28 protein-coding genes are annotated in these 26,906 nt (G+C 58.1%); 12 read left to right on the top strand and 16 right to left on the bottom strand.

The genetic code is table 11. The features are described 5' to 3' along the window. A complete protein-coding gene (locus tag SynBIOSE41_RS16520) occupies positions 1 to 1,698 on the bottom strand; it encodes a protein adenylyltransferase SelO family protein (protein ID WP_186538981.1) in 1,698 nt (565 codons plus the stop codon). Positions 1,699 to 1,806: 108 nt separating this feature from the next. Here SynBIOSE41_RS16520 and SynBIOSE41_RS16515 point away from each other — a divergent pair, with 108 nt between their 5' ends. Further along, positions 1,807 to 2,910 carry a histidinol-phosphate transaminase gene (locus tag SynBIOSE41_RS16515; protein WP_186538980.1) on the top strand — a complete coding sequence of 368 codons (1,104 nt, stop codon included), beginning with the start codon at positions 1,807 to 1,809 and terminating at the stop codon, positions 2,908 to 2,910. Between the two features lie 8 nt (positions 2,911 to 2,918). On the opposite strand, the gene SynBIOSE41_RS16510 is transcribed toward SynBIOSE41_RS16515, so the two are convergent. The 7 genes from SynBIOSE41_RS16510 to SynBIOSE41_RS16480 all read right to left on the bottom strand — a co-directional run bounded on the left by SynBIOSE41_RS16510 (position 2,919) and on the right by SynBIOSE41_RS16480 (position 6,790). Next, a complete protein-coding gene (locus SynBIOSE41_RS16510) occupies positions 2,919 to 3,662 on the bottom strand; it encodes an MBL fold metallo-hydrolase (RefSeq protein ID WP_186538979.1) in 744 nt (247 codons plus the stop codon). A gap of 26 nt (positions 3,663 to 3,688) precedes the next feature. Continuing rightward, positions 3,689 to 4,297: an aminodeoxychorismate/anthranilate synthase component II gene (locus tag SynBIOSE41_RS16505; RefSeq protein WP_186538978.1), complete on the bottom strand. Its 609-nt coding sequence runs from the start codon at positions 4,295 to 4,297 to the stop codon at positions 3,689 to 3,691. Positions 4,298 to 4,300: 3 nt separating this feature from the next. Further along, positions 4,301 to 4,774 carry a diacylglycerol kinase family protein gene (locus SynBIOSE41_RS16500; RefSeq protein WP_186538977.1) on the bottom strand — a complete coding sequence of 158 codons (474 nt, stop codon included), beginning with the start codon at positions 4,772 to 4,774 and terminating at the stop codon, positions 4,301 to 4,303. Then, positions 4,752 to 5,348, bottom strand: coding sequence for an rRNA maturation RNase YbeY (gene ybeY / locus SynBIOSE41_RS16495; protein WP_186538976.1), 597 nt, complete (start codon positions 5,346 to 5,348; stop codon positions 4,752 to 4,754). Before ybeY ends, SynBIOSE41_RS16500 begins: the two co-directional genes overlap by 23 nt. Then, positions 5,345 to 5,545, bottom strand: coding sequence for a DUF3285 domain-containing protein (locus SynBIOSE41_RS16490; protein WP_066909162.1), 201 nt, complete (start codon positions 5,543 to 5,545; stop codon positions 5,345 to 5,347). Before SynBIOSE41_RS16490 ends, ybeY begins: the two co-directional genes overlap by 4 nt. Positions 5,546 to 5,547: 2 nt before the next feature. Further along, positions 5,548 to 6,676 (bottom strand): peptide chain release factor 2 gene (gene prfB, locus SynBIOSE41_RS16485; RefSeq protein ID WP_186541359.1). Its coding sequence is split into 2 segments (ribosomal slippage): positions 5,548 to 6,600 and positions 6,602 to 6,676, totalling 1,128 coding nucleotides; the frame shifts between segments, so codons are not numbered across the junction. Then, the gene (locus tag SynBIOSE41_RS16480) at positions 6,599 to 6,790 is read right to left on the bottom strand and encodes a hypothetical protein (RefSeq protein WP_222930603.1); all 192 of its coding nucleotides are present in this window, start codon (positions 6,788 to 6,790) and stop codon (positions 6,599 to 6,601) included. The genes prfB and SynBIOSE41_RS16480 overlap by 78 nt, the downstream gene beginning before the upstream one ends. Before the next feature lie 28 nt (positions 6,791 to 6,818). Between SynBIOSE41_RS16480 and grxC the strand changes: the two genes are divergently transcribed. The 4 genes from grxC (at position 6,819) to SynBIOSE41_RS16460 (ending at position 12,160) form a co-directional block, all read left to right on the top strand. After that, positions 6,819 to 7,073 carry a glutaredoxin 3 gene (gene grxC / locus SynBIOSE41_RS16475; protein ID WP_066909153.1) on the top strand — a complete coding sequence of 85 codons (255 nt, stop codon included), beginning with the start codon at positions 6,819 to 6,821 and terminating at the stop codon, positions 7,071 to 7,073. 23 nt (positions 7,074 to 7,096) lie between these two features. Next, positions 7,097 to 8,020 (top strand): glutathione synthase, encoded by a 924-nt coding sequence (gene gshB / locus SynBIOSE41_RS16470; protein WP_186538975.1) that lies wholly within the window; start codon positions 7,097 to 7,099, stop codon positions 8,018 to 8,020. Continuing rightward, positions 7,999 to 10,065, top strand: coding sequence for a S9 family peptidase (locus SynBIOSE41_RS16465; protein WP_255475845.1), 2,067 nt, complete (start codon positions 7,999 to 8,001; stop codon positions 10,063 to 10,065). Before gshB ends, SynBIOSE41_RS16465 begins: the two co-directional genes overlap by 22 nt. An 85-nt stretch (positions 10,066 to 10,150) precedes the next feature. Then, positions 10,151 to 12,160: a S9 family peptidase gene (locus SynBIOSE41_RS16460; RefSeq protein ID WP_255475844.1), complete on the top strand. Its 2,010-nt coding sequence runs from the start codon at positions 10,151 to 10,153 to the stop codon at positions 12,158 to 12,160. Here the strand turns inward: SynBIOSE41_RS16460 and SynBIOSE41_RS16455 are convergent. After that, the gene (locus SynBIOSE41_RS16455) at positions 12,146 to 13,552 is read right to left on the bottom strand and encodes an isochorismate synthase MenF (protein WP_186538974.1); all 1,407 of its coding nucleotides are present in this window, start codon (positions 13,550 to 13,552) and stop codon (positions 12,146 to 12,148) included. The two genes, SynBIOSE41_RS16460 and SynBIOSE41_RS16455, sit on opposite strands and share 15 nt — an antisense overlap. Before the next feature lie 69 nt (positions 13,553 to 13,621). On the opposite strand from SynBIOSE41_RS16455, the gene menA reads away from it, so the two are divergent. The 4 genes from menA to SynBIOSE41_RS16435 all read left to right on the top strand — a co-directional run bounded on the left by menA (position 13,622) and on the right by SynBIOSE41_RS16435 (position 18,029). Further along, positions 13,622 to 14,587: a 2-carboxy-1,4-naphthoquinone phytyltransferase gene (gene menA, locus SynBIOSE41_RS16450; protein WP_186538973.1), complete on the top strand. Its 966-nt coding sequence runs from the start codon at positions 13,622 to 13,624 to the stop codon at positions 14,585 to 14,587. 4 nt (positions 14,588 to 14,591) lie between these two features. Continuing rightward, positions 14,592 to 15,569, top strand: coding sequence for an o-succinylbenzoate synthase (locus SynBIOSE41_RS16445; protein ID WP_186538972.1), 978 nt, complete (start codon positions 14,592 to 14,594; stop codon positions 15,567 to 15,569). Next, positions 15,569 to 16,834 carry an AMP-binding protein gene (locus SynBIOSE41_RS16440; protein ID WP_186538971.1) on the top strand — a complete coding sequence of 422 codons (1,266 nt, stop codon included), beginning with the start codon at positions 15,569 to 15,571 and terminating at the stop codon, positions 16,832 to 16,834. Before SynBIOSE41_RS16445 ends, SynBIOSE41_RS16440 begins: the two co-directional genes overlap by 1 nt. 532 nt (positions 16,835 to 17,366) lie before the next feature. Continuing rightward, positions 17,367 to 18,029 (top strand): phycobilisome rod-core linker polypeptide, encoded by a 663-nt coding sequence (locus SynBIOSE41_RS16435; RefSeq protein ID WP_186541356.1) that lies wholly within the window; start codon positions 17,367 to 17,369, stop codon positions 18,027 to 18,029. Between the two features lie 5 nt (positions 18,030 to 18,034). On the opposite strand, the gene SynBIOSE41_RS16430 is transcribed toward SynBIOSE41_RS16435, so the two are convergent. From SynBIOSE41_RS16430 to SynBIOSE41_RS16410, 5 genes are all read right to left on the bottom strand, one after another. Then, entirely contained in the window at positions 18,035 to 18,415 is a 381-nt protein-coding gene (locus SynBIOSE41_RS16430; protein WP_186538970.1) for a ferredoxin, read from the bottom strand. Positions 18,416 to 18,562: 147 nt separating this feature from the next. Next, on the bottom strand, positions 18,563 to 18,697 hold the full coding sequence (locus tag SynBIOSE41_RS16425) for a photosystem II protein Y (RefSeq protein ID WP_186541355.1): 135 nt from the start codon (positions 18,695 to 18,697) through the stop codon (positions 18,563 to 18,565). A gap of 198 nt (positions 18,698 to 18,895) precedes the next feature. Continuing rightward, the gene (locus tag SynBIOSE41_RS16420; RefSeq protein WP_186538969.1) at positions 18,896 to 19,348 is read right to left on the bottom strand and encodes a thioesterase family protein; all 453 of its coding nucleotides are present in this window, start codon (positions 19,346 to 19,348) and stop codon (positions 18,896 to 18,898) included. A 146-nt stretch (positions 19,349 to 19,494) separates the two neighbouring features. Then, a complete protein-coding gene (locus tag SynBIOSE41_RS16415; protein WP_186538968.1) occupies positions 19,495 to 21,162 on the bottom strand; it encodes a hypothetical protein in 1,668 nt (555 codons plus the stop codon). A gap of 392 nt (positions 21,163 to 21,554) precedes the next feature. Continuing rightward, a complete protein-coding gene (locus SynBIOSE41_RS16410; RefSeq protein WP_186538967.1) occupies positions 21,555 to 22,739 on the bottom strand; it encodes an NAD(P)H-quinone oxidoreductase subunit H in 1,185 nt (394 codons plus the stop codon). Positions 22,740 to 22,783: 44 nt separating this feature from the next. Between SynBIOSE41_RS16410 and rsmH the strand changes: the two genes are divergently transcribed. Beyond that, on the top strand, positions 22,784 to 23,716 hold the full coding sequence (gene rsmH / locus SynBIOSE41_RS16405; RefSeq protein WP_186538966.1) for a 16S rRNA (cytosine(1402)-N(4))-methyltransferase RsmH: 933 nt from the start codon (positions 22,784 to 22,786) through the stop codon (positions 23,714 to 23,716). Beyond that, positions 23,713 to 24,261, top strand: coding sequence for a DUF456 domain-containing protein (locus tag SynBIOSE41_RS16400; protein ID WP_186538965.1), 549 nt, complete (start codon positions 23,713 to 23,715; stop codon positions 24,259 to 24,261). The genes rsmH and SynBIOSE41_RS16400 overlap by 4 nt, the downstream gene beginning before the upstream one ends. Here the strand turns inward: SynBIOSE41_RS16400 and SynBIOSE41_RS16395 are convergent. Both SynBIOSE41_RS16395 and SynBIOSE41_RS16390 read right to left on the bottom strand, forming a co-directional pair. Beyond that, complete coding sequence (locus SynBIOSE41_RS16395; protein ID WP_186538964.1) at positions 24,248 to 25,018, bottom strand: hypothetical protein; 771 nt, start codon at positions 25,016 to 25,018, stop codon at positions 24,248 to 24,250. The two genes, SynBIOSE41_RS16400 and SynBIOSE41_RS16395, sit on opposite strands and share 14 nt — an antisense overlap. A gap of 77 nt (positions 25,019 to 25,095) precedes the next feature. Then, entirely contained in the window at positions 25,096 to 26,307 is a 1,212-nt protein-coding gene (locus tag SynBIOSE41_RS16390) for a cysteine desulfurase family protein (RefSeq protein ID WP_186538963.1), read from the bottom strand. Between SynBIOSE41_RS16390 and SynBIOSE41_RS16385 the strand changes: the two genes are divergently transcribed. After that, a complete protein-coding gene (locus SynBIOSE41_RS16385; RefSeq protein WP_186538962.1) occupies positions 26,297 to 26,812 on the top strand; it encodes a hypothetical protein in 516 nt (171 codons plus the stop codon). The two genes, SynBIOSE41_RS16390 and SynBIOSE41_RS16385, sit on opposite strands and share 11 nt — an antisense overlap. The last annotated feature ends 94 nt before the right edge of the window (positions 26,813 to 26,906 follow it).

The raw sequence follows: 26,906 nt of genomic DNA, 5'->3' as shown, positions 1-26,906 counted from the left end.
CTAGGAGGAGCAGCTGTAGTGAGAGATGCCCCCAGCGCCGAAGAACTCCTTAGGCCTTAATTGGTCGTAACGAACTGCGAGTTCTGGCGAAAGCGGCTCATAGGGATGACGGAACACTGTCTGCAATTCGCGCACGTGACCGTAGTCGCCCCGAGCTGCCTGTTCGTACGCAGGGGCGATCAGCCATTCGCGCCAGGTGATGGCGGGATTGGTGCGACTCATTGAGGCTGTGATCTCCCCTCGTTCGCCATTGCCGGCAAGTTGCAGATGCCAGCGCTGAAGCCATGCGTTCCACTTGTTGTCGAGTTGTTCATCGCTGGGTTGGTAAAAACCCCGTTTCAGAGGTGTGACGTTTTCCGGCAGTGCCGATAATTCACGGAAGGCAACCGTGTAGTCCGCCTTCGACGCCACCAGCAGCTGCAGAAGCTCTCCAATCAGCTCAGGTTCATGGCTGGCCAGGCCAAGCTTCCGAGCCCACATGGCATCCAGTTCTTGCTGCATGGCATCGCCGAAGCTGGCCAGCAGCTCATCCAGACGAGCCGTTTCTGACGGGTGATCCTTGAGCAGCGTTTTGAGGGCTGACCAGAACATCCGGTAATTGGTTTCTGCCGCCTTCGGCTGATTGAAAAAGGAGAAATGAATTCCGCCTCCGGTCCAGGGCTGAAAGCGGGGGTCGAAAAGTTCGCAGAAGCCAAATGGTCCGTAGTCAAGGGTGAAGCCGCCGGCGGCACAGTTGTCGCTGTTGAAGTTGCCTTGGCAATAGCCCACTCGCATCCAGTGGGATATCAGGGTGATCAATCGTGCTCGGAACAACGTTGCGAGCTGCACCACCTGCTCAGGGAAGCTCAGAGACTCATCAATCTCGGTGCGGTAGTTCCGATCGATCAGGTGCTGCACGATCATCTGCAGTTCCTGTAGCGCCTGTGGATGAGCTTCTCTGCGGACGCGCCGCGCGAAGAGCTCGAGCTGACCCACTCGCAGGAAGGATGGCGCCACGCGCGTGGTGATCGCTGCAGGGTTCTCGATCAGCACATCGGGATCCATGGATTGAGATTGATCTGAATACCAGGGGCGACGCACACTCTCGGCATGGGAGACGTACAGCGTCAGGGAGCGTGATGTGGGAACTCCGAGTGCATGCATGAATTCCTGGGCCAGAAACTCGCGCACACTGGAGCGCAGCACGGCTCGACCATCAGCACCTCTGCAATAGGGCGTCGGTCCGCCGCCCTTCAGTTGCATTTCCCAGCGGCGTCCTCGGAAAAGACCTTCGAACACGGAGACGGCTCGACCATCGCCGTATCCGTTGCCATTGCCGAACGGACATTGCTGATCGTATTCGGTGCCGTAGATCGACAAGGCATAGCCGGTGGCCCACCCATAAGGGAGCATCTCCCCGCGGTTCACGCTGATGTCGCCGGAGAACAACCGTCGGAAGCCGTCATCCTCGGCCAAGCTATGGCTGAGTCCCAGCTCATCGAATAATTCGTCGCTGTGTGCCACGTATTCCGGGGTTGGCAGAGGCGTTGGCGTGACCGGTACGTAGTGCCCCGATTTCACCTGACGTGCCTGATGGTCATGCCCGTTCACACGGGCCTCGGGGTCCGCTCTGAGTTGGCTCAGCAAGGAGTAATCGACGTGTTCAGCGAACTCGGCGAATGTGTCGGTTGTGGAGGATGCGCTAGAGGTGGTTGGCATCAGACCGGTCACTGCAGTCTTCCCATCATCGGCGTGAATCCACCACTGTTGGGATGAGAGGGATGTCGATAGCTTGTGGATTGACCTTCGTGGGCAAGGTTGATTGGCATGACCGCAGCGACTCCCTCGCCTTCAGCACGCCCTGAGGTTGAGCGCCTTAGGGGTTACAGCGCACCACTGGAGGGACGCCGTGGTTTGCTCCGGCTTGATTTCAACGAGAACACCATCGGTCCCAGCCCGGCGGTTGCTGAGGCGCTACGGACCTTTCCGGCTGATCAAATTGCCGTTTATCCCGAATACGACGGACTGCGCGAGGCGGTGATCAGCAATCTGCAGGCCTCGCCTGCGGGTCTAGCGCATGCTTTGTTGCCGCAGCAAGTGGGTGTGTTTAACGGGGTGGATGCTGCGATTCATGCGGTGATTCACGCCTATGGCGCTCAGGGAGACACCCTGCTCACTACGAGTCCCACCTTCGGCTACTACGCCCCCTGTGCTGGGATGCAGGGGATGGAGGTGGAAGCGGTGCCCCATGCCCTGCCTGGTTTTGGCTTTCCGCTGGAGCAGATTCGCGAAGCCCTGGAGCGTCGCCCGCGCATTCTGATGCTCTGCAATCCCAACAATCCCACCGGGACTCGTCTTTCCGCAGAGCATGTGCTGCAGCTGGCAATGTCCGCGCCCGACACCCTGGTGGTGGTGGATGAGCTCTATGAAGCTTTCACGGGCGACAGCGTGCTGCCGACTGTTGATTTCGGGCGGCATGGCAATCTGCTGGTCCTGCGCTCCCTCGCCAAGACTTCAGGGCTTGCGGGCTTGCGGATCGGTTTTGCGTTCGGTCATGCCGATGTGGTTGATCGGGTCTGCAGGGTGACCGGTCCTTACGACGTCAACAGCCTTGCTGTGACTGCCGCGTTCGCTGCATTGTCGGACCAGTCGTACACAGACAGCTATGTGGCCGAAGTGTTACGCGCGCGTGACTATTTAGTGACGCAGCTGACGCAGTCTGGTGCCGATTTTCATTGCGACGGCGGTAACTATCTGTTGATCTGGCCCTCGTCTCCCGCTCAGCAGGTGGAGCAGCAATTGCGGCAGGAGGGCATCCTGGTGCGTTCGATGGCCGGCAAGCCGCAGCTCGAAGGATCTCTGCGCGTCAGCATCGGCACCCTCACTCAGATGCAGAAGTTCTGGGCGTGTTACCAACAGCTTGACTCCTGAACGGATCCTCAGCGCATCACCTCGATCACGGTGCTGTCGTTCAGGCTCCCTGGCAGCGTGAGGCTGGGACCCACCTGGCGAACCTTTGTACCGCTCATCGCATCCAGGAAGGGCTGTACTCCGCCTTGGTCACATCCGCTCGGAGCCTCCCCATTCACGTATTGAACGGGAATCACCCGGCGTGGATTCAGCTGTCTGACCACCTCAGCAGCCTCCTCACCGTTGTAGACCTTGCCTCCACCGCCGACGCCGATGATCAGCACATCTGGGCGACCCAGCAGCACCCTGTCCTCACCGCTGAGAGGGGCGGCTGTTCCTCCCAGATGGGCAAAGTTCAGGCCTCCCTGCTGCCAGCGCCAGATTGTGGCGTTGCCGAAACGGCGTCCACCCATACGGTCATGTGGAGCAGAAAATCCCTCGAGGTCCATGCCGCCAACGCGATAGGAACCCGGCTTGGAGAGGAAGGTGCCTCCTCCGATCCGTGCCCCTTCGTCAGGAAGTTCGGAGCTGGCCAGGGTCACGTTGGCGCTGACGCGCGGTTCGCTGAGTCCAGTGGCGCAGCCCACGGCCCGGAAGGGGTTCACAAGCACCGACTGGCCTCCGCCGCGAATCAGCAGAGCACTGTGCCCGTAGCTCGTGATCGAGACGCCTGCAGCCTGCGCGGCAGTGCCGCTGATTCCGGCCAGGAGGGTTGATGCGGCAAGGGAGGCGATGGCCCGCCCAGGACCCTGGCGTTTCAGGAAGACTGTCATGGGGGAATGCCTGCTGGCAGAGGAAACTAGCAGTGCTGAATGCGCCCTTCCGCCAGTCGAAGGAAGTTGGCCAGCAGGTTATGCCCGGCCTCCGTCAACACGCTTTCAGGGTGGAACTGCACGCCCTGGAGATGGGGGTGCTCACGGTGACGCAGGCCCATCACGGTGTTGTCCTCCAGCCATGCAGTGACTTCCAGGCAGTCGGGAAGACTGCTGCGGTCAGCAATCAAGCTGTGATATCGGGTGGCGGTGAGTGGCTGAGGCAGGCCTGCAAAGACGCCTTCGCCTCGATGCAGCACCGGTGAGGTCTTGCCATGCATCAGTTCCGAGGCCCGCACCACTTTTCCTCCGTAGGCCTGAGCAAGAGCCTGATGGCCCAGACAGACCCCAAGAGTGGGGATGCTCGGGGACAACTCCTTCAGCACACTCAGGCAGACTCCCGCCTGATCAGGATCTCCGGGCCCAGGGGATAACAGGATGGCATCGGGGCTGAGGTCACGGATCTGGGCAACACTGATCGCATCGTTGCGCTCCACGCGCAGGTCTTCAGCCAGAGGATGCTGAGCCGCTAACTCCCCGAAATACTGCACCAGGTTGAAGGTGAAGCTGTCGTAGTTGTCGATGACCAGGAGCATCGTTCAAAGGCCGAGGCGAAGAATCAGGGGCGGTAGCACCAGCAGCAGGGCAATCACCAGAGAGCTGATGGCCGCCACCAAAACCGCTGCCGCGGCACAGTCCTTGGCGATCCTGGCCAGCGGGTGAAAGCGACGTCCGATGGCCAGGTCGACCACAGATTCGATCGCGGTGTTGAGCAGCTCAAGCACGAGCACGGCCGCCACGGTCAGGACCAAAACGGCCAGCTGAATCGCTGGTAACTTCAGCCACAGTCCTAAAAAGAAAACGACGCTGCCGATCCCCAGGTGGATGCGGAAGTTGCGTTGACTGATGAAGCCGTAACCCAGTCCCTGAGCGGCGTAACGGAAGCTGGCGGGCAGGTCGCCGGCGATTTTCCAGGCTCCTCTGTGGGCAGCGTGGTGGGCACGGCGGGTGCTGCGCTGGCTGATCTCCTCGGTCAACGGAGTTCCATCGTCAGGTTTCCTTAGTGATTTCATCTGCTGATTCACAGTTGATCTCACCGTGGGATTGAACGATACCGGCCATGGCAACCAGTTGCTCCTGGCATTGCAGCATGGCTTCAAGCCTCGACTCATCGGGATGGTCCCATCCCAGCAGGTGCAGCAGGCCATGGCTCACCAACCAGCAGAGCTCCCGTTCCAGGCTGTGATCCTGTTCGAGAGCCTGACGTTCCGCAGTCGGTACCGACACGATGATGTCTCCCAGTTCAAGACTGGGGCAGCTGTCCAGGGGCATGTCAGCTTCCAGTGCTGAAAAGGACAAGACATCCGTGGCCGTGGGCTTGTTGCGCCAGCGTGCGTTGAGATCAGTGATCTGGGCATCATCCACAAACTGCAGGCCCAGGCAGATCTCCTCACAGCTCTGAAGTTCCGCTGGGACGCTGTCGCCCCCGGCAGCGATCAGGTGTTGCAGCCAGAGGCGCAGGGTTGATTCCCAGACATCTCCCTGGCTGAGCCGCTGCTGGGCTCCAATCCCTTTCCCGGCCTGGATCAGTTGCTCTTCAGCTGGCGTGAAGGCCAGGTCAATCGCAACAGCCCGCGTGTTAGTCACTGGGGCAGTGTTGGACGTCCCAGCCAGGCGACCACAAGGATGAAACCGATGAACCCTGCGGCCGTGAGTCCAAGATGAAACAGGCTCTTGCTGCCCTTGCGGACCATGTTGCGCATGGCCTGTTTGACGAAGCTGGGAGGAGGCGTGGTGGTGGCGCCGTCCGGCGAAGTCTCGATGCCGTCTGGCTTTGAGCTCATGGTCAGCTGTCCTCGTCCTGTCCGGGGCTGTCCACACCCTGACGCAGCAGCGCCTGAATGAAGGGGTCTAGATCGCCGTTCATCACACCCTGAACATCATTGGTTTCCTCCTGGGTGCGCAGGTCCTTGACCATTTGATAAGGGTGAAACACATAGTTGCGGATCTGATTGCCCCAGGCGGCCTCCACGATGTCGCCGCGGATGTCGGCGATCTCGGCAGCTCTTTGTTCCTGTGCGATCACCAGCAGCTTGGCCTTGAGCAGGGCCATGGCCTTTTCCTTGTTCTGGAGCTGGGAGCGTTCCTGGGTGCAGCGCACAGCCAGTCCTGTGGGGATGTGCAGGATGCGCACAGCGGTTTCCACCTTGTTGACGTTCTGTCCACCAGCTCCGCCGGAGCGGCTGGTGGTCACCTCCAGGTCCTTCTCGGGAATGTCGATGTCGACTTCCTCCTCGAGTTTCGGCATCACTTCAATGCCCGCAAAACTGGTCTGGCGCTTGTCGTTGGCATTGAAGGGCGAGATCCGCACCAGGCGATGGGTGCCCTTCTCATTGCGCAGATAGCCGTAGGCGTAGCGGCCCTCGATCTCGATTGTGGCGCTCTTGATGCCTGCTTCCTCACCTTCGCTGAGTTCGTCAACCGTGACCTTCATGTCATGGTCCTCGGCCCAGCGGGTGTACATCCGCAGCAGCATCTGAGCCCAGTCCTGGGCATCGGTGCCACCCGCTCCGGCATTGATGGAGAGGACGGCTCCCTCCTTGTCGTATTCACCGCTGAGCAGGCGTTCCAGCTCCCAGCGATCCAGCTCCTTACGCAGCTGATCAAGGCCTGCCTGGGCCTCCGCAAGCATCTCGTCGTCCTGTTCAAGCTCATACAGCTCAAGAGTGGCCTGGGCATCGCCCACGGCACCTTGCCATGTGGTCAGCTGCAGCAGCTGGGCCTTGACCTCATCGAGGCGGCGCATCTGCTTCTGAGCGTTCTGCTGGTCATCCCAGAAATCTGGCTGGGCGGCAAGCTGCTCGAGATCCTGTTGTCTTGCGGTCAGTGCAGGGACGTCAAAGACAGTCCTGGGCATTGCCCAGGCGGTCAGTGAGCTCGGAGAGATCGCGCTTGAAGTCGGTGAGATCGAGCAACGGAGTGCGTTGAACGGAATTTGCGACCCTATCAGTGCGGAATCCAGGCCTGATCGTGGGCCGAGGCAGGAGAGGGAGCGAATGCCCATCGCGATGAAGCGGACTGCCCTGCATAGGATTCAGGATCCATGTTGAGGGCACCATGCCGAGCGTCGAGATCTACACCTGGCGCACCTGCCCCTTCTGTATCCGAGCCAAGCAGCTGTTGGATCGCAAGGGTGTGGCTTACACCGAACATTCCGTCGATGGCGATGAGCCCGGCCGTGATGCCATGGCCGCCCGCGGCGACGGCCGGCGCAGCGTTCCGCAGATCTTCATCGATGAGCGTCATATCGGTGGCTGTGATGACCTGCACGCCCTTGAGCGCGCGGGTGAACTCGATCCGCTGCTCTCCTGAGCCCCCTCTCGCGCCCGCTGTTCATGCGTCATCTGTTCGTGCTGGATCCGTTGGATCGGATCAATCCAGCCAAGGATTCCACTGCTGCATTGATGCAGGCCGCCAGTCGAGCGGCGCTGGAGGTTTGGGCCTGCACTCCTGCGGATCTGATCGCCCTGGGTGATGAACCTCTGGCGATGGCCATGCCGGTTCAACCTGAGCCTTGGATCACTTCCGGGGAGCCTGAAAGGCTGCCGCTGGCCACATTCCAGGTGATCTGGATGCGGAAGGATCCACCGGTTGATGAGGCCTATCTCTATGCCACCCATCTTCTTGATGTCGCAGAGCGGGCCGGTGTTCGTGTTCTCAACCGCCCCGACTCGCTGCGCACTTGGAATGAAAAGCTCGGGGCTCTGCGTTTCAGTCGATGGATGGCTCCCACCCTTGTCTCCGGGAGGGTGAGTGAGCTCAAGTCCTTTGCCCAAGCGCACAGCGACATCGTGCTCAAACCTCTGGGAGGCCGTGCAGGGCTGGGGGTGATCCGTGTGTCCTCCCAGGCGCCTGGCCTGAAGGCCCTATTGGAGTTGGTCACGGAGCAGGAACGACTGCCTGTGATGGCTCAGTGTTTTCTTCCTTCGGTGAGCGAGGGCGACAAGCGCATCCTGTTGGTGGATGGTGAGCCGCTCGGTGCCATCAATCGCATGCCAGCCGCTGGAGAATTCCGCAGCAATCTGGCGGTTGGTGGTCAGGCTGAAGCCACCGAGCTCACTGAGCGTGAACGACAGATCTGTGTGGCCCTTGCGCCCGCTCTGAGGGCCGAGGGTCTGTTCTTTGTCGGCATCGATGTAATCGGCGGCATGCTCAGCGAGATCAACGTCACCAGTCCCACCGGCATTCGTGAGGTGGAACGGTTGATGGATCAGCCCCTGGCCGATCAGGTCATCGCATGTCTGCGCGACCTGCTCTGAGCGATCAACATTGGGGTCTGACGATCAGGAAAGGTTTTGCTGAAGAGAGGTCTGCGCTGGGGAACGGTGTGACGATCGCCGGTGAGTCGATGCATGCCTGCCCCACTCCGCCGCTGATTCCGCGTGAGGTGTTGTTTGGCAATCCGGAGATCATCGGGGTGTCACTCAGTCCCGATGGACGTCGGATCTCTTATCTGGCTCCCAAAGAGGGTGTGCTCAATCTCTGGGTTCAGGAGCTCGATGGGGATGCTCCTGCTCGCGTGATCACCCGTCAGCGGGACCGTCCCCAGAGATCAGCGTTCTGGACGGCCGATGGTCGTTATCTGATCTCCTCTCGCGATGGAAATGGTGATGAGAACACCGTTTTGATGAGGATCGACCCTCTTACAGGCCACAAAAAGGATTTAACACCTGTGAGCAAGGTGAAGGCTTTCTTGATCGGAGCTGATCGTGAGGCCCCTTCCGAACTTGTTGTGGGACTCAATGACCGTGATCCTCGCTACCACGATCTGTACGTGATCGATGTTGACAGCGGAGACAGGCGTTTGCTCTATCGCTCGACCGATGACGGGAGTCAGGTCAGTGTTGAGTGGCTGAAGGGTGCGTGGCAGCCGGTACTGCGTTCCCAGATCCTCCCGGACGGCGGCAGCAGCTTTGAGTTGCGCCTGCCGGGTGACACCAACTGGCGACCGTTCCTTCAGTTTAATTTCGAAGACACGATCAGCAATTCCGGGCCCAGCGGGTTCACGCGTGATGGCCGTTGGCTGTATGGACAGCTCAGCAGCGGTGAAGATCTCCCCAGGCTGGTGCGTTGGAGTTGTGATCATCTTCATTCGTGCGGTCTCGACTGCACTTCGGAGGTGGTGCATCGGTCGTCAGCTGGTGCCTTCGCTGTCGAACTCAATGATCTCGAAACGGGGGTTCCCACCGTTCTGAAGGAGGTTGATCTTCGTTCCCGAAGAGTGGTGTTGGATGCGTCCGTCCAAGCTGACATGGACAGGCTCGAGCGGTTGGCTGGTCCCAACAACTTCAGAGTTGTCGATCGCGACCTCGGCAACCGCCGCTGGTTAGTCGCCATCGGTTCGGATCAGCAGGGGTCGCAATACTGGCTCTGGGATCGTGAACAGGATGAGATCCGCAAGCTTTTCTCAGTACAGCCCCGCCTGGACGCCTACGAGCTGGTGTCCATGGAGAGTTTTGATCTCAAGGCTCGGGACGGACGTCGATTGCCTGTTTACCTGAGCAGAACTCCGATTGGCGGGTCAGGGCCGCAACCTCTGGTGCTGCTGGTCCACGGAGGCCCTCAGGCCAGGGATTACTGGGGGTTCAATCCGATTCATCAGCTGCTGGCCAATCGCGGTTATCACGCCCTGAGCGTGAATTACAGAGGATCCACCGGGTTCGGCAAGTCTCATCTTCTGGCAGGAGAGGGCGAGTGGTACGGCCGGATGCAGGATGATCTGGTCGACGCCGTGCGCTGGGCGGTCGCTGAGGGCATCGCCGATCCCGATCGTCTCGTAATCATGGGGGCTTCCTATGGGGGCTACGCGGCCCTCTCAGGCCTCACCCGTGATTCCGAGCTCTTTGCCGCCGCCATCGCGGAATTCGGTCCTTCCAATGTGCGTACATTTCTGGATTCGACACCGCCGTATTGGCAATCAACAACGCTTGTTTTCTTCAAGCGCATGATCGGGGTGGGGAAAGTGAATCTTGATGCCATCTCCCCGATCCAGCACGTGGACCGGATTCAGCGTCCGCTGCTGCTCGGTCATGGCGCCAACGACCCTCGCGTCAAGCTCAGCGAAAGCGAAACAATTGCAGCAGCGATGAAGGAGCGACAGCTTCCGATTGACTTCGTGGTCTTTCCTGATGAAGGGCACGGACTGGTGAATCCGCTCAACGCCTTGGCGATGTACGCGCTGGTGGAAGCTTTCCTCAGGAACCATGTCGGAGGAAGGGCGGAGCCCTTTGGCTCGTCTGTTGATCAGTCTTCCCTGGAGTGGCGAATGCGCTCCTTACCGACTACTGAGATCAGATCCAGCTGATCAGCCCCTGGCCGATCAGGTCATCGCATGTCTGCGCGACCTGCTCTGAGCGATCAACATTGGGGTCTGACGATCAGGAAAGGTTTTGCTGAAAAAAGGACTGCGCTGGGGAACAGCTCTGTTGGTGGGCCTGACGGGAAGCCTCACGATCTCCAGTCGCGCTATGGATACCAGCTCCACGCCGCCGCTGATTCCGCGTGAGGTGTTGTTCGGTAACCCCGAGATCGCCGGGGTTGAACTCAGCCCCGATGGAACCCGTATCGCGTACCTCGCTCCTTACCGAGGAGTCCTCAATCTCTGGGTCCGTGATCTTGATGGGCGTGAACAGCCCCGTCTGCTGACCCGGAAGACGGATCGGCCGCAACAGAGTGCCGGATGGACGCCTGATGGGCGATTTCTGATCTCTAGCAGAGATGCACAAGGGGATGAAAACACTGTGCTGGTCCGCATTGACCCAAGCACAGGGGATACGGTTGATCTCACGCCACCATCTGGTGTCTTGGCGATTGTCAGTGCATCAGATCGCGATGTGCCGGGCGAATTGGTGGTTGGCCTCAATGATCGGGATCCGCGCTATCACGACCTTTATGTGCTCGACATTGCAAGTGGTGAGCGCGAACTGCTCTATCAAGTTGACGATGGTCGACCCGTTCAAGTGGATCGCCTCAATGGTGAGTGGCATCCCTATCTGCGCACCGAAGCATTGGCCAATGGCGGCCAGGCTTATGAGCTTCGCTTGCCTGGTGAGAAGCAGTGGCGCCCCTTCCTCAAATTCGATTTCGAAGATGCCCGCTTGTCAGGGCTGGCAGGGTTCACCCGTGATGGTCAGTGGCTGTATGGGCAACTGAGCACGGGGGAAGACAAACCTCGTTTGGTGCGTTGGAGTCGTCAGGAGCTTGAGAGCTGCACGACCGACTGTCGTTTTGAAGTCGTGCACCGTGCAACGAGTGGATCGTTGGGTATCGGGATGAGCGCGATCGAGACTGGCGTGCCCACGGTGCTGGTCGAAACGGATCTGCGCAGTGAGCGTTTCATTTTGGATCCTTCGCTGCGCTCCGATTACGACGCCTTGGAACGTTTGGCGGGCTCCAATGAGTTCTCGGTTGTCGATCGCGACAGGAAGGATCGCCTCTGGCTGGTTTTGGTCGCTTCCGATCGTCAGGGCGAGCAAATCTGGCTCTGGGATCGGGATCGCCGCCAGCATCAGCTGTTGTTTTCAGTTCAGCCAAAACTGGACGATTACGCCCTGGCGTCGATGGAAAGCCTCGACCTCAAGGCTCGGGATGGCAGGCGGCTTCCTGCTTACTTAACGCGCACTCCCCTCGCCAATGATGGGCCGCAGCCCCTTGTTCTGGTCGTGCATGGTGGACCTCAGGCCAGAGATTACTGGGGATTGAATCGCACCCATCAGTGGCTAGCCAATCGGGGCTATCACGTGATGAGTGTGAACTATCGCGGCAGCACTGGCTTCGGAAAGGAGCACCTGCTGGCAGGAGAAGGTGAGTGGTACGCCCGGATGCAGGACGATCTGGTGGACGCCGTTCGCTGGGCGGTGGATCAGGGCATTGCAGACCCTGACAAAGTGGTGATCAAAGGCGCGTCCTATGGCGGCTATGCAGCTTTGGCGGGATTGACCCGTGATCCATCGCTGTTTGCCGCAGCGGTTTCAGAAGTAGGACCCTCCAATCTGCGCACATTGTTGGAAGCGATTCCTCCTTATTGGGCAGCCGTTCGCATCAATTTTGAACGCATGATTGGTGTCGGCAGTGTGGACCTCGATGCCATTTCTCCGATCAATCATGTGGATCAGATTCAACGCCCCCTTCTCTTGGGTCACGGTGCCAATGATCCGCGGGTCAGCTTGCAGGAGAGTGAATCCATCGCAGCTGCAATGACGTCTCGCAAACTACCGATCGATTTTGTTGTGTTTCCGGATGAGGGGCATGGCTGGGCCAATCCCCGTAATGCGTTGGCCTGGGCAGCGTTAGAGGAGCACTTTCTCCAACAACACATCGGCGGGCGTGTGGAGCCCTTCGGTGATGTGCTCAAGCAGTCATCAATGGATTGGCGACTGCGCTCCTTACCGACCCCCTGACACCAGATCCAGCTGATCGGCGAGGACGGTGAGCTTGAGCCCCACTTCCTGGAGCTCGCGTTCGGCCACGGATCCGCGCACCAGTCCAGCTCCGGCCGTGAGGTCGAGCTGGGTTCCGCGGGCATGGCCGCAGCGGATGGCCACACGCAGTTCCGCATCGCCAGCACTGTCGATCCAGCCGATCGGTGCTGCATAGCCATCGCGATCGAACGGCTCGAGGCTGCGCAACCAGTTCATGGCCTCTCGTCTGGGCAGGCCTGCCACAGCCGGGGTGGGATGGAGCACTCCAGCCAGAGCAAGGGGTGATTGGCCTGGAGCTGGAGTCGTGATCGGGGTGTGCAAATGGATCAGTTGGCCGTGTCTGGCCAGTTGTGGACTGCGCGGACGCCGTGGCTGCAGTCCCTGGGCGCTGAGATGGTCTGTGATCGCCTGCACCACCAGTTCATGCTCGCGTCGGTCCTTGTCGGAGTTGAGCAGGGAGGTGGCGTGGTCGTTGCGACCGGCAGTGCCGGCAAGCGCATCGCAACGCAGTTGCCCGTTGCGCAGGCTCAGCAGTCGCTCAGGCGAGGCGCCGAAGAAGCTGTCTTGCTGGTTGCGCTGCCAGAGGAACCGGCAGCTGCCTGCCTGCTGGTGGCGCAGCCGTTTCAGCAACAGCACCGGGTCCAGAGTTGAGGTCAGGCTCACCGAGTGGCGCACGGCCAGAACAAGCTTGTGCAGTTCACCACCATTCACCAGTTCCAGACCGCGCTGAAGCGCCGTGGTGTAGCGCCGCTCCCAGTCGCCGGGAGTGATCCTGCCGCTGAGGTTGCCCGAGGCCTGGCCAGGCCAACTACTCCAAGACTGCAGCTGTTCCGCCATCAACCAGAGCGACTCCGTCAGTGAGCGCACATCACTCGCCTGTTGGGCGATGCCGTGCAGACGCAGCCAGCCTTGCCGTCCATGACGACTCAGTTGCCAGCGGGGCAGAACGGCCTGGACCGAGGGCATGTTCCCCTGGGGCTGGAGCTCACCGGTCTGCTCAAAAAAGGAGAAGGCCAGCAGGATGCGCGAGCGGGCCTGAGCGGGTGCCTCGGGCGTGCCCTCCAGGATGCGTCCGAGCGTGATGTCACTGAAACGTTGCGCCAGTTCGAAACGTCGGGGACCTGATAGCTCCAGGTGATGGCAGCGGCCCGCTGCTGCAAGACAAAGGCCTGGCGCTCCATCCCAGAGAAAGCGGAACGGGTCTGTATCCTCGAGATCAGCGAGCTGCAGCAGTGGATCCAGCCCCTGCAATGGCATTGCTAAGCCAAAAACTCCGTCTTCGGCCAGGCGCTGATCCCATGCGCATAGTGCACCCTCCAGCAGTTCGCTGAAGTGCACAGCAGGTGAACTGTCGTGGTGCGCGGCCGACATCTTGACGGCAGGACGATGGATTACTGCTCAAATGTATGAGTCTTGAAGCGGGCTCCACGAGTCCAGTCCATGCCAGATCGAAAGGCTGTTGTAACCCTTCACTCCCGCGCCAACGACCGCCGGCGTCTTTGGAAGGCAGCGATCAAGTGGCCGATGTACTCCGTTGCGGTGATGCCCGTGCTGCTTGCGGCTGGATGGCGCCTGGGGGCAGGCTTGCCGGTGCGCTGGGCCCAGGGCTTCGTTTTTCTGTTGGCAGCCGTGCTGCTGTTGATCTGGGAGAACCTCAGCAACGACCTCTTTGATGCCGAGACCGGGGTTGATGACCAGGGCAAGCCCCATTCGGTTGTGGCGCTGGTCGGAAGGCCTCGTCCTGTTCAGCAGCTGGCCATGCTTGCGTTGCTGACGGGACTGATCCTGATGCTGTGGATTGCGCTGAGGAGCAGTCTTGCGGTGCTGGTGCTGGTGCTGGTGAGCTGTGGTCTCGGGTACCTCTATCAAGGACCTCCCTTCCGTCTCGGGTACCAGGGGCTGGGTGAACCACTGTGTTGGCTCGCTTTTGGCCCTTTCGCCACGGCAGCTGCGTTGTTGGTCATCGCCCCTTCAACGGATGTCGTGCCCTGGGACACCGCCCTGCTCCTCGGCTCCGGCCCTGCTCTGGCAACCACGCTGGTGTTGTTCTGCTCGCATTTTCATCAGGTCGAGCAGGATGCGGCACACGGCAAGCAGTCTCCTGTTGTACGCATGGGGACTGCGCGGGCGGCGTCTCTGGTGCCGTGGTTCGTTGCTGGGACTCTTGCCCTGGAGTGGGCCCCCGTGCTGCATGGCGATTGGCCACCCACCGCACTTCTCGGAGCCCTGGGGTTACCTGCGGCCTCAGCGTTGATTCGCTTGCTTCGCTGGCATCATGACGAGCCTGAACGCATCACTGGCAGCAAGTTCCTCGCATTGCGATTCCAGGCACTGAATGGCCTCGGTCTGAGTATCGGTCTGGGCCTGGGGCCATGGTTTGGCTCCCCTGTTCTGCTGCCGGGTTAAGTGAATGGCGCTGCAACTGGCGATCCGCTCCTATGCCTATTCCCTGTCGGGTCCGCTGAGAACCGCTTCTGGCGCTTGGCAGCAGCGTGAGGGTTGGTTGCTGCGTCTGACCTGTGCGATCTCCGGCCGCGTGGGATGGGGGGAGGTGGCTCCGCTCGATCCAGCAGACCGTCCGGCCTGTGTGCGGGCTTTGTCGCAATGGCAGAACTCTGTGGATATGGAGTGCAAACGGGACCAGCTTGAGGCTCTTCTGCCGAAGCTGCCGGCTGAAGTCGCCTTTGCGCTCGGCGCTGCGTTGGCAGAGCTGGATGGCCTTGTTCAGGCATGGCTTCCTGCTCCGAGCTCGGCCTGTCTTTTGCCCGCTGGTCCGGCCATGCTTACGACGCTGGACCAGCTGCTGGCGACTCATCCAGTCGGGCATCCCATCACTGTGAAGTGGAAGGTGGCCGCAATGGATGCGGATCTGGAATGGTCATTGCTCTCCAGGCTTCTGGACCGTCTTCCACCAGAGGCGCGTCTGCGCCTGGACGCCAATGCCGGCTGGGATCGGTTTGAGGCGGATCGATGGGCTGGAGTGCTGGAGGGTGATCCCCGTCTGGATTGGCTGGAGCAGCCACTGGCAGTGGACGATCTTCAAGGCCTGGGGGATTTGGCGAAGCGTGTGCCGGTCGCTCTGGATGAGTCGTTGCTGAAGCAGCCTGCTCTGCGGGAGCAGTGGCAGGGTTGGCAGGTGCGGCGACCCCTGCTGGAGGGAGATCCTCGACTTCTGCTGCGCCAGTTGCAGGAAGGCCGGCCGCGGCTGATGCTCAGCACTGTTTTCGAAACCGGTATCGGCTTCCGCTGGCTGGCGTTAATGGCAGGGCTTCAGCAGCGAGGTCCTACTCCCGTGGCTCCCGGGCTGGCGCCAGGTTGGTGTCCTGAAGGTCGCCTGTTCAGCTCTGATCCTGCGCAGGTGTGGGCCGCCGCTGAGTTGGGCCGCTGATGGTTGGCCTGAGGGATCTGCACTGTGACCCTGCTCAGCCTGGTCAGGCTGCTGCTGCTCTCGAGCTGGCCCTGGCCGATCAGGTTTGGGTGCGTCTGATCGGTTCCGGAGTTCAGCCTGAGCGGCAAGTCCTGGATGCTGATGGCCTGGATTGGCCGCCTGGACCAGGGCTGGTGCTGTCAACTGGTGGAAGCAGCGGCGGACGACAGCTCTGCCTCCATCCCCTGTCGAATCTGGATCGTTCTGCCCGGGCCTGCGGGTCGTGGCTGAAGACGATCGGCTTGGATCCAGCCTCAACTCTGGTTTGGAACCCCCTGCCGTTTCAGCACGTGAGCGGTCTGATGCCCTGGTGGCGTGCCCGTCAGTGGGGCGCAGATCACGCCTGGATCTCGCCCGCTCTGATTAAACAGCCGGCGCAACTTCTCAAACACAGCCGTTGCCATCCAGGCTGGCAACAGCGGCCGATGGTGCTGTCGCTGGTGCCCACCCAACTGCGTCGGCTGCTGGCCGAACCCTGTGGTCGCGCCTGGTTATGTGAGATGGCGCTGATCTGGGTTGGGGGTGCAGCATTGCCAGATGAGCTGGCCGATCAATCCCGCGACCTGGGCATCAGGCTTGCCCCCTGTTACGGCGCGACGGAGACGGCCGCCATGGTGACGGCCCAGGCACCGCTTGATTTTCTGGCGGGGATGGGTGGTTGTGGTCGCCCCCTTGACGGTGTTCGTCTGCGAGTGAATCAGCAGGGCGCTCTGGCGGTGCACTGCAATCGGTTAGCTGTGGCCAGGCTGGATGATGCAGGGGTGCTCTGTGCATTGTCGGATGGGGACGGTTGGTGGCATTCAGCTGATCTGGCGGAACTTGAAGGCTCATCAACTGATCCCCAGCTGCATCTCTTGGGGCGAATCGATCACGCCATCCAGTCCGGTGGGGTCACGGTGTTCCCTTCACAACTGGAGCAAAGACTGCTGATGGAGGCTCGCAAGCAAGGGTTACCGCTTGATGCCGTGCTGTTGCTCGGGGTGGTGAACCGTGAATGGGGACAACGTCTGGTGGCTCTTGTTCGCTGGTCGTCGGTGGACGAGCCGTCGGACGGTTGGGACCGCTTGCACAGATTGGTGTCCGACTGGCCCGCACCGGAACGCCCTCTCTACTGGGTTCAGTGCCAGGAGTTGCAATGCTCTGCAGCAGGGAAGTGGGAGCGTCCGCGATGGCAGAACTGGTTGACAGCTCAACAATCAGCTCAGTCATCAGCTCAGCTGTTCTGAATCCGTGCCGAAGTGATTCATCCCAGATTCATCCGCAAGGATTTGCACTGAGATGAACTTCCTTGCTGCTTGGTTGCATTTTCACTGTCAATCTTGAGGCGGATCTGCTCCGTTTTATCCACCGGAGACTGGGATGTTTGTGAAGTTGGGACAAATGGTGCGCTCAACCGAATGGCCGATGAATCTGCCTGTTAAGCCGTTTGACGTGATGGCGAGAATCGCCCAGGCCTGGACAGTGATCTGCTCGAGTGCCTTTGGCTGATGCCTTGACCTTGCCCGGTGTATTCGCGCACAAGAAGAAAGCAGCAAAAGGCAACGTTGTCTTTGCCACAGATGCGCGTATCAAATTAATTTCACCCCCCTGTTTTGGTGCCTGAATTGTGAATTAGTTTGCGGTTTTTCCCGCTGGCATATCGGCAAACTCTTAGTGTAATTTTCTGAGTTTTGCTGGGTTTCTTCGTTGCCAGTTCCCCTTCGGCCCTTTCGACCTGCTTCTCAAAATATTCGTGTGAGCACAATTGCTGCTCCCTCCATGGAAGGGGATGTTGTTGATAACGCTGGCGATGTCATTAACCGTTGTTATCGCCAGATCTATTTTCATGCAATGAGTAGCGACAGAGATCGCTATCTTGAATCTCAGCTTAGAAATGGTTCAATTACGGTAAGAGATTTCATTCGCGGTCTGTTGCTTTCGGACCGTTTTTTGCGGGGTTATGTTGCTTGTAATAGTAATTATCGCCTTGTTGAACAGGTCATCGGCAGGGCTTTAGGTCGCAAGGTGAAAGATAACACCGAAAAGTTAACTTATTCGATCGTCATTGCTGAAAAGGGATTCGAGACTTTTGTTGATCTGGTCCTCAACAGTGAGGAGTACATGCAGAGGTTTGGCTACGACAGTGTGCCTCTTGAGATGTCAAGAGTTTTGCCCGGCCGAGCTGTTGGTGAAGCCCCTGTTTATCAGGAATTCCCGCGATATTCTTACGATTGGCAAGAGAAGTTAACTTCAAACGACATGATGATGTCAATTGAAGATCACCTGAATTTCGGCCCTACAAAGTCGTTCGCAGAGAAAGTATTGTATGAGAGACCCTCGGATAAGGCGTTCCGTTATATCATTCCATCCTTCGTGATTCTTTCGGGATTGATTGTTGTTGGAATTGTGAAAGTCTTTACTAGTATTTTTGTGGTGGGCTGAGCTGTTTAATAGGCAGCTTTAGCCATTTCTTCCTTTTTCTTTTCAATCAATTCTTCGAAGCTGATCCAATGGATGCAGTCCACTGGACAGGTGTCAATAGCTTCGTTGATCACCATGGTTGAATCACCGTCTTGGCGAATTGCTCTGCACTTTCCCGTGTCCTGATCCATCAGGAAGGTGTTCGTTGCCACGTGGGCACAATATCGACATCCGACGCACACTTTTTCATCGACCCAGATGGCCTGCAATCTCAGTTCGCCGCCGAGGCAGGGTTCCAGGCCTGAAGGTGGCGTGATGTTGTGAGACGGTGCGGTAAATGCAGCCGAAGTGTCAAACGTCGTTTCAGCGTCTGAAGATGCTGTAAATGCCGCAGAGGTGTCGAACATTGTGGAGAGCTGGTATCACTTGCGAATCGAGAAGCCTGGCAATCTTTGCTCAATGTTGAGCCTTGAGACTTTTAAAATGCTGCAGGACAACTTCAATTGTTAAAGAGGTGATGAATGATGTAATTGAATGGGGTTGAGGAATATCTTTCAGTATGTTTGGTTGATTTTGTATTGCTTAATCGCAATTTGTAGTTGGCTGGTTGCGGCTCTGCCAATGTTGAAGGCTGCCCAGCTCAGGGCAAGAAGAATAGGCAAAGCCACAATCAGAATTCTCAAATCCATCGGAATTTGGAAAACGACCCACAAATTAGCTTTGGTGCAAATATTTTCAGTGTTCTTTGACGGTTGCCTGCGTTGCGGATGCCTGATGCGTGAGCTGATTCTTGAACTTGTCGATGTCGCAATTGTGCCGCCAACGGCTTTCGGGGGCTGGCGTCGATCCGACACTGTCCCGGTTTGGAGGTTGGCTGAGTTGTGGGCTCAGAGTTCTTTGATTTGTCCGATTTCTGCAGCCTCGAGCCAGCGTGAGATTGCATCAGGTAACGGGCAGCGTCGCCGCGTTGGCACATTGATGGCCAGCTGTCTGATCAAGCCATTGGCGACTTCCTGTTCGTTCAGCAGAAATTGGCTGCGAACTTCAAAACATCCCTGATCAATCCGTTGTGGAGTCAGTCTTACGACGAGCCGATCTCCCCCATGCACCGCTTTTTTGAAGTTGGCGCTGCATTGCACCACTGGGAGTGCAGTGTCGGGCCAGCGTTCTTGGTCACGACATCCAGGAAAAACCGTTTTGGCTTCAATTCCATAGAGCTCCAGGCTCTCTTCCCATGCCTCATGGCACCAGCGCAACAGCTGATGGAAATGCATCACGCCGGCAGCATCGGTGTCGCCGAAACGCACTGTTCTGGTGAGGTTGAGCCAGGCTGGCAACATGATCAAGGGTGTTGAGATCACTGAACCGCACTCTCACCTTGGCATCAGTGCATCACAAACCCAACGGCTCAGCCAGAGTGAGCATCTGCGTATGAGTTGGTCAGTGACCAGATGATGGCGATGTGACCTTGATCCGATGAAGATCATCAGACCAGAGATTGAGGCGTTGTTGTCCAGAGCAGTGGTTCCACTGGGCCAATGAGTGGCGTCTTCACTGGGTCTGCAAGGCCTATGGCCTGAAACACGCTGTGCTGGCCATAGAGGTCAGCTTTTTCGTTGTAATTGTTGGCGACCCAGACGTTCCCAGCACTATCCACTTCCAACCCTGTTGGACGCATGATGTTGCCGTCAAAGTCATATCCACCCTCGGGTGAGAGTGCTGTGCCTGGTTCATGACCGTAAAGTGAATCGACGCCGGATCCATTCAGCACGGAAATGGAGAGATCTTCAAAGTTGGCAACGTAGACATTGTTCGCGCCGTCAAGGTTGAGGCCCCAAGGGCCCGATTCCTTTGATGCATTGATGGAGAATGTTTCCACTTCTCCGGTGATCGGGTCGATTTTGCATACGGTTCTGGATTTATAGCGAGGAGGCCCACCGTTGTTGGCGACCCAAATACTCCCATCCGATGCGGTTGCAATTCCGAAGGGAACATTCAGGTCTCGGGACTCAATCGTTTGAATCAGTCTGATTCCATCCTTTGAGTCGAAGCTGAAGTGGCCAATCCCTCCCTGGCCGCTGCGACCGCCACTTCTGTAGCTCACCCAGGCATCCCCAGAGGCATCAATGGCAATATCGAAAGGTGATGTCAGCTCAGGGTGTTGGAAGCTGTCAAATTTCTTCGGTTGGCCATTTTCATAAACCACAATTTTGCTTGGCGTTGCAGCGGTATCTCTAAAGCTGGCGATCCAAATGTTGCCCTCTTGATCGCTGGTTACACCCTGCACGCCGAGCAGCTCGCCCTCGGTGTAACCACCGGATGGCTTGCGGGGTGCACGCCGTGATCGATTCGGTGAAAGTGCTTCGCCTTCCTTTGAGAAGAGCGACACACTGTTCCCGTTGCCGCGCAGGGGAATGTTCGAGGCTCCGAATCCGAAATTGCCGATCCATACTTGACCTTCGGGGTCAATGCCGATCCCGAATCCTGCCCCATAGAGGCCACCGCCTTGTAAAGGTTCGCCTCCGACCAATTCCCCGCTGGGTTTCAATCGAGGCAAGGTGGTGCCTGGAAGTGGGGGGTCAAACTGTTCGGATCCAGGTTTGAAGTTGTTGGCAATCCAGAGATCACCATGGCTGTCAATTGCAATATTTCCCGGTCCAAAAAAGATGGACTCTGATTCATCGGCTGCTCCAAAGTGCTCGAAATACAGAAGCCAGGAGTCGCGTTGGGAAATACTCCAGCTGTCTGCGGGATAAATGGCTGGGGCGGATTCGGCCAGTTCAAAGAGTTGCCTTGCGTTGTTGGCAGGGCTTTGTCCGATTGATATGAGGGCTTCGAGATTAGTTTGGTTCGATTCTCTTTCGATTGAAGATGTGAGATTTAAAAGTATCTTCCGGAATGCGGGATTGGAGATTGCTTCTGCATTGAGATTGGCCAGTAAATTAAGCCGCTCAGCAGTGGCGGCATTGTTAAGTGCAACTTGATCGATGGTTCCATTCGGATTGACCAGGTTTTGGTAGGTCATCCAGCCTGAGCGAAGTGAAGGCTTGTTGCCGGTCAGGCCCTCTCCATTGATGAATCGATTGAATGTATAGGCGCTCGCAGCGGTTGAGAGGTCATTGATTGTTAGTCCCTGGGTGTCGTTGCTTTGCAACAGCCCCAGGAGTTTGTTGGAGCCATCTGAAGCTAAAATATAATACGTATTCTTGGGCGAAATGTTGATTCCATAGAACTCAAATAGGCCTCCTGAATTGCTTGATGTGGATGCAATTAACTTGGGTTTTTCGAGCGGAGTGTCTGGGATTTCGTAAAGTTTGACGTCTCTGCTTTTGAAGCCTTGGTCGCCAGAAATTAAATGCCCTTTAAGTGTCGGCATTTTCGGTTAAAACTAGTTTTTTAGGCTAGTAGCATTGTGAATAAGTGGTGAATGTTTCAACTTTTTTTTATTTTACTTCGCTTGTCTGGCTTCCTCAAGAAATCTCTTCCGGTTGTGTGCTGCAGATGTGCGTTTCTGGTCAGCATCCATGGCAAGAGACTGAGAATGAATCAGCGATCCACGGAGCCCATGATCACGTCGATGGAGCCAAGGATCGCCATGATGTCAGCCACCTTGTGTCCCTTGAGGATGTGAGGAAGGATCTGCAGGTTGTTGCTGTCTGCGGCACGGATCTTGAAACGCCAGGGTGTCACGTCGTTGTTTCCCTGAATGAAGACCCCGATCTCGCCCTTCCCTGATTCCAGTCGGGTGTAGAGCTCGCCGTTGGGGATCTTGAATGTTGGTGCCACCTTCTTGGCCACATACTGGTAGTCGAAGCCGGCGAAATCGCTGTCTTTGCCTTCGGCCATGCGTTTGGCTTCCAGGTTTTCCGTCGGGCCACCGGGAATCATGTCGCAGGCCTGGCGAAGAATCTTGAGGGACTGGCGCATTTCCTCGACACGAACCCTGTAACGGGCGAAGCAGTCGCCCTCTTTCTCCCAGACCACATCCCAGTCGAAGTCGTCGTAGCACTCGTAGTGGTCAACCTTGCGCAGGTCCCAGGCCACTCCGGAAGCCCTCAGCATCGGGCCGGAAAGGCTCCAATTGATGGCTTCTTCCTTGCCGATCACTCCCAGACCTTCAATGCGTCGACGGAAGATCGGGTTGTTGGTGATCAGCTTTTCGTATTCATCGATTTTGGGGCCGAACCAGTCACAGAAATCGCGACATTTTTCAAGCCACCCCCAAGGTAGATCGGCTGCCACACCGCCGATACGGAAGTAGTTGTTGTTGATCAGGCGCTGCCCTGTGGCCGCCTCCCAGAGGTCATAGATCATCTCCCGTTCACGGAAGATGTAGAAAAACGGGGTCTGGGCCCCGACATCAGCAAGAAAGGGTCCCAGCCAAAGCAAATGATTGGCGATGCGATTGAGCTCCAGCATCAGAACCCGGATATAACTCGCTCGCTTGGGCACAGAAATATTCGCCAGCCTTTCAGGGGCGTTGACGACAATCGCTTCGTAGAACATGCCCGCTGCATAATCCATGCGGCTCACGTAAGGCACGAACATGACATTTGTTCGGTTCTCGGCGATCTTCTCCATGCCGCGATGCAGGTAGCCGATCACGGGCTCGCAATCCACGACATCCTCTCCATCGAGAGTCACCACAAGGCGCAACACCCCGTGCATTGAGGGATGGTGGGGGCCAAAGTTGACCACCATCGGCTCCGTGCGCGTTTCCAGCTGCGTCATGGGGCCGTGGCAGAACATTCGTGTTGGGATCTTAGGAAGGACCCATGCCCGATCTGCCATCCAGTCACGCCCTGGGCTTCATGCATGTGCCGGTTCTGGCTGAACCGTTGATGCAGACGCTGGCCACCGAGTTCAGTGATCACAGGCAATCTGGGGTGTTGATTGATGCAACGCTGGGTGGAGGCGGCCACAGCGGTCTGCTGATGGAGCGTTATCCGCAGCTGCGACTGATCGGGCTTGATCACGATGAAACCGCGCGTCTGGCAGCGGCCGAGCGGCTCAAGCACTACGCAGATCGCGTCACGATCGTGGCGACCAACTTCGCTGATTACATCCCTCCTCACCCGGTTGCATTGGTCCTGGTGGATCTTGGCGTGAGCAGCCCTCAGCTGGATGTGGCCCAGCGGGGATTCAGCTTTCGGCTGGATGGTCCCCTCGACATGCGGATGAATCCAGCAGGGGGAGGAGAAACTGCCGCTGAGCTGATCACAAGGCTGGACGAGTCGGCCTTGGCGGATCTGATCTATGCCTACGGCGAGGAACGCTTGTCACGGCGGATTGCACGCAGGATCAAAGCTGATCTGGACGCAAACGGCGCCTATACCGGTACGGCCGCGCTGGCCTATGCAGTCGCTGGCTGTTATCCACCCAAGGCCCGCCGTGGTCGCATTCATCCCGCCACGCGCACCTTTCAGGCTCTGCGGGTCGCGGTCAATGATGAGCTTGCTGTTCTGGACCGCTTGTTGCAACAAGCCCCTGACTGGCTCCAGCCCGATGGTCTGCTGGCAATCATCAGTTTCCATTCGCTTGAGGACCGGCGCGTGAAGACCGCCTTTGTCAGCGACGAGCGCCTGCAGCGCGTCACTCGCAAGCCGCTGAGAGCTGACGCGGCTGAGCAGCAATCCAATCCGCGCAGTCGCAGCGCCAAGCTGAGAATTGCCCGACGCCGCCCGACTGAGTCGAGGTCTGAGGCATGAGCTGGTTCTGGACCCCCGATGGCGTGTGGTGGATTGCCCTGCTGGTTCAGCTGCTGGCGATTCCTGGCACGTTCTTACCCCTTCTTCCAGGTCTGATTTGGTTGCCGGTGGGATCTCTTGTCTGGATGGGGGCTGTTGGCTGGGCTCAGGCATGGCCTGAGTTCATCCTGGCGACAGTGCTTTTCGGGTTGGGTCTCATCGCGGATCTGCTGGCTCTGGGTCTCGCATCTGCACGTCTGAAGGCCAGCCGCTGGTCTGCTGCGGGAGCTGGTGTGGGTTTGCTCGTTGGCGTGCTGGGCCTGCTGCCGGCACTCCCGTTTGGAGGGCCGCTTCTGGGGGCTTTGTTTGGTCCATGGCTGGGAGCAACCCTGGTTGAAACCTGGTTCACAACAAAGCCACCCCGGAATCTGGGGTGGCTTGAGGCGTTGCGCCAGGGATCAGTCGTTGGTCTGGCGGTGGTGGCTGGCCTTTTAATCAGCAAGATTGCCCAGTTTTTGATGGCTCTGTTCGGTCTTGCCGGTTTTGTGATTCTCAGTTTCCACTAATCAAACCTGTCTGATCTTCGCTCCCAAACAGTTGGCGATAGGCAGCAGTGGAGATGCAGATCAGGACGGGCACCACGACAAACAATCCTCCGTACTGGAATGCGGCGGCGATTGCATTAATGATCGCTTCGACGATGAAGAACCAGAGAACTGTCCACCAAGAAGGATCAACAACGGAGCGTCCCGTCTGAATGGCTTCAAAGGAACCGTTGTTTTTAAACAGAGCGATAAAGGGGAGGAACTTCTGATTGATGGAGAGGTAAATGAAGAAAACAAGAGCAATGATCAGCGGGATAATGGCGAGTGCCTGGTTGATTTGCACAAGCCCAAATCCAACAAGGGAGCAGATCAAGCCGATCACGGCAAAGAGGACGAAAAGTTCAATCGCTCTGATGAATAAGCGACCTGTGGCTTCGCCATCCCAGCGTGTAAAAGTATTGAAATCGGGTTTGACTCCCTCAAGGCACTGCCAGGAGCCTCGGATCAGTCCCACGACCCCCCAAAGAACCACAATGATGTAGCCAACAAGGCCCACGACCAGCAGTATCCCAGCACCTATAGGATGAATATCAGGGATGCCTGGAACAGACGCGATTCGTGCTGAGCAAACTGCTGTCAAAGCTGCGAAAGGCAGGGCGATGACAGCAACAAGTGCTTGAAAGAGCAGGAAAGTCCAGGGAGCCTTTGCGAAGGCATTCCATCCGTCTTCGATGGCTTGAAGCACATGTAGCGGCTGGTTGGCCGGTGTCTCAGTCATGAATCACTCTGGAACTTGCGCGGAAGGTAGCTTCCCTGACACTTTTTTCCAGAGGTTGTGTCACGCGTCTTTTGGTTTCAGTGCTGGGTCAATGTCCTGATTGCGGATGTGATCACCTCGATGGCTCCGTCAATGTCCTTGGCTGTTGTGTCGCGTCCGAGGCTCAGCCTCAATGATCCTTCCGCCTCGACACGGCTTCGGCCAATGGATTGCAAAACGTGAGATGGCTCACCACGACTGCAGGCAGAACCGCTGCTGCAGGCCAGTCTTGGCCGCAGAGCCCGTTGCAGGCGGCTGCCTGAGACATTGGGAACAGTGATGTTGAGGTTGTGGGCCAGTCGCGGTTGCAGCGCGCCGTTGAGCTCGATTGTTGGATTCTGATCTTTGAGATCCGTCCACAGCTGATTCCTCAAGGCCTGGAGCCGAGCCTGACGCTCTTCCAGGTCTTGAATTGACAGCTCGGCTGCCGCAGCCATGCCCATGATTAGCGGCACTGGCAAGGTCCCCGCCCGCAGGCCCTGCTCTTGTCCTCCACCCCACTGCAGCGGTTGCAGCTCTGTGCCACCCCTGACCACAAGGGCACCGATGCCTTTCGGGCCATTGAATTTGTGTGCGCTGAGACTGATCAGCGCACATCCCAGCTCTTCGGCATCCAGCGGAAGATGCCCGTAGGCCTGGGCCGCATCGGTGTGCATGGTGATGCCGTTGTTGCTGCAGAGGTCGCTGAGTTCCCGGATCGGTTGGATCACACCGATCTCGTTATTGGCCACCATCACGCTGATCAGCTGGGTGTTGGTCTGAAGGGCCTGTTCCAGCTGTTCCGGCTTGAGCAGTCCGTTCGTTTGCGGAGTCAGCAGCGTGATCTGAAATCCCTCCTGCTTCAGCTGCAGCAGAGGGTCGAGCACCGCGTGATGCTCACTGGCCACGCTGATCAGATGCCCTGGTTCACCGTCGGACAGTGCCCTGGCCCTGGCGTGGCCCAGCAGCGCCAGATTGTTGGCTTCGGTGGCACCACTGGTGAAGATCAGTTCATCGGATCTGATGCCCAGGCTGCCCGCAAGCCGCTCTCTGGCTGAGCCGATTGCAGCTGCGGCTGTCAGGCCAAGCCGATGTTGGCGGCTCGACGGATTGCCCCATTGCTCTCGCCACCAGGGCTCCATCGCCTGGATCACAGAGGGGTGACAGGGTGTGGTGGCCTGGTGATCGAGGTTGATCACAACTTCACTGCGCTTAGGAGGGTGTGTGGGGTCAGCATGGTGTGACTCTCGGATTGTCGCGATGCACTCCATCCGTTGGATCTTCAGTTTGGGCCTGGTTGCGTCAGCTGCTTTTCAGCCAGCTGTTGCTGAGGCCGTGAATCGGGAACAGCTGCTTGAGCAGATGAAAGCGATGCGTCCGGTTGATCTGGTGGTCCTCGATCAGAGCGAGGGGGCCGAGGAGTACACGTTGGGGATCTTCGCGGTTTCGGGAGACCCTGCTGATCCTGAAATACGCAGGTTCAAGCTTTGGCAGGAATCCGCCGACAATCTTGTGATTCCCTCCGAATCGGTGAACTGCAGTCGCGAGGAGCCGTTGCGGGTCACGAGGGACAGCGAAGCCATTTATGTCCGCAAGCTCAATCCAGGGGGGACCAGGCGTGCGTCCACGCGCGAAGACCATCTGGTCTGGTGGGCGGCTTGTCATCCCGACCTCGCTGGCCAGGATCCAGCAGGTCTCTCGGACAAGGCCAGAGAGCTCGGTTATTCCACTGAGTTGATCGAGTCCCAGGAAGTGTTGCGGTTGCCTGCGCCCTGACGCCCCTAGATTCCGGCCAGATGAGGTCAGGCCTTGACAACCTCCCAGCCCGAACAACCCTCTCAGCCCGAGCAGTCCTCTCAGACTGAACAGC

This window comes from Synechococcus sp. BIOS-E4-1 (genome assembly GCF_014279995.1).
GTDB lineage: Bacteria > Cyanobacteriota > Cyanobacteriia > PCC-6307 > Cyanobiaceae > Synechococcus_C.
The sequence above is the reverse complement of the archived record's forward strand: the minus strand, read 5'-3'. Positions and strand labels throughout refer to the sequence as shown.

What these genes read in the sequence shown, in the direction of transcription:
- SynBIOSE41_RS16510 (WP_186538979.1), bottom strand. Translation starts at nt 3,662, where the DNA reads ATGACAGTCTTCCTGAAACGCCAGGGTCCTGGGCGGGCCATCGCCTCC.
- SynBIOSE41_RS16430 (WP_186538970.1), bottom strand. Translation starts at nt 18,415, where the DNA reads ATGTTCGACACCTCTGCGGCATTTACAGCATCTTCAGACGCTGAAACG.
- menA (WP_186538973.1), top strand. Translation starts at nt 13,622, where the DNA reads ATGCCAGATCGAAAGGCTGTTGTAACCCTTCACTCCCGCGCCAACGAC.
- SynBIOSE41_RS16410 (WP_186538967.1), bottom strand. Translation starts at nt 22,739, where the DNA reads ATGACGCAGCTGGAAACGCGCACGGAGCCGATGGTGGTCAACTTTGGC.
- SynBIOSE41_RS16505 (WP_186538978.1), bottom strand. Translation starts at nt 4,297, where the DNA reads ATGCTCCTGGTCATCGACAACTACGACAGCTTCACCTTCAACCTGGTG.
- grxC (WP_066909153.1), top strand. Translation starts at nt 6,819, where the DNA reads ATGCCGAGCGTCGAGATCTACACCTGGCGCACCTGCCCCTTCTGTATC.
- SynBIOSE41_RS16425 (WP_186541355.1), bottom strand. Translation starts at nt 18,697, where the DNA reads ATGGATTTGAGAATTCTGATTGTGGCTTTGCCTATTCTTCTTGCCCTG.
- SynBIOSE41_RS16480 (WP_222930603.1), bottom strand. Translation starts at nt 6,790, where the DNA reads ATGCAGGGCAGTCCGCTTCATCGCGATGGGCATTCGCTCCCTCTCCTG.
- SynBIOSE41_RS16445 (WP_186538972.1), top strand. Translation starts at nt 14,592, where the DNA reads ATGGCGCTGCAACTGGCGATCCGCTCCTATGCCTATTCCCTGTCGGGT.
- SynBIOSE41_RS16500 (WP_186538977.1), bottom strand. Translation starts at nt 4,774, where the DNA reads ATGAAATCACTAAGGAAACCTGACGATGGAACTCCGTTGACCGAGGAG.
- SynBIOSE41_RS16520 (WP_186538981.1), bottom strand. Translation starts at nt 1,698, where the DNA reads ATGCCAACCACCTCTAGCGCATCCTCCACAACCGACACATTCGCCGAG.
- SynBIOSE41_RS16420 (WP_186538969.1), bottom strand. Translation starts at nt 19,348, where the DNA reads ATGTTGCCAGCCTGGCTCAACCTCACCAGAACAGTGCGTTTCGGCGAC.
- SynBIOSE41_RS16440 (WP_186538971.1), top strand. Translation starts at nt 15,569, where the DNA reads ATGGTTGGCCTGAGGGATCTGCACTGTGACCCTGCTCAGCCTGGTCAG.
- SynBIOSE41_RS16435 (WP_186541356.1), top strand. Translation starts at nt 17,367, where the DNA reads ATGGAAGGGGATGTTGTTGATAACGCTGGCGATGTCATTAACCGTTGT.
- SynBIOSE41_RS16465 (WP_255475845.1), top strand. Translation starts at nt 7,999, where the DNA reads ATGTCTGCGCGACCTGCTCTGAGCGATCAACATTGGGGTCTGACGATC.
- SynBIOSE41_RS16490 (WP_066909162.1), bottom strand. Translation starts at nt 5,545, where the DNA reads ATGAGCTCAAAGCCAGACGGCATCGAGACTTCGCCGGACGGCGCCACC.
- SynBIOSE41_RS16455 (WP_186538974.1), bottom strand. Translation starts at nt 13,552, where the DNA reads ATGTCGGCCGCGCACCACGACAGTTCACCTGCTGTGCACTTCAGCGAA.
- gshB (WP_186538975.1), top strand. Translation starts at nt 7,097, where the DNA reads ATGCGTCATCTGTTCGTGCTGGATCCGTTGGATCGGATCAATCCAGCC.
- SynBIOSE41_RS16390 (WP_186538963.1), bottom strand. Translation starts at nt 26,307, where the DNA reads ATGGAGTGCATCGCGACAATCCGAGAGTCACACCATGCTGACCCCACA.
- SynBIOSE41_RS16395 (WP_186538964.1), bottom strand. Translation starts at nt 25,018, where the DNA reads ATGACTGAGACACCGGCCAACCAGCCGCTACATGTGCTTCAAGCCATC.
- SynBIOSE41_RS16515 (WP_186538980.1), top strand. Translation starts at nt 1,807, where the DNA reads ATGACCGCAGCGACTCCCTCGCCTTCAGCACGCCCTGAGGTTGAGCGC.
- SynBIOSE41_RS16400 (WP_186538965.1), top strand. Translation starts at nt 23,713, where the DNA reads ATGAGCTGGTTCTGGACCCCCGATGGCGTGTGGTGGATTGCCCTGCTG.
- SynBIOSE41_RS16385 (WP_186538962.1), top strand. Translation starts at nt 26,297, where the DNA reads ATGCACTCCATCCGTTGGATCTTCAGTTTGGGCCTGGTTGCGTCAGCT.
- rsmH (WP_186538966.1), top strand. Translation starts at nt 22,784, where the DNA reads ATGCCCGATCTGCCATCCAGTCACGCCCTGGGCTTCATGCATGTGCCG.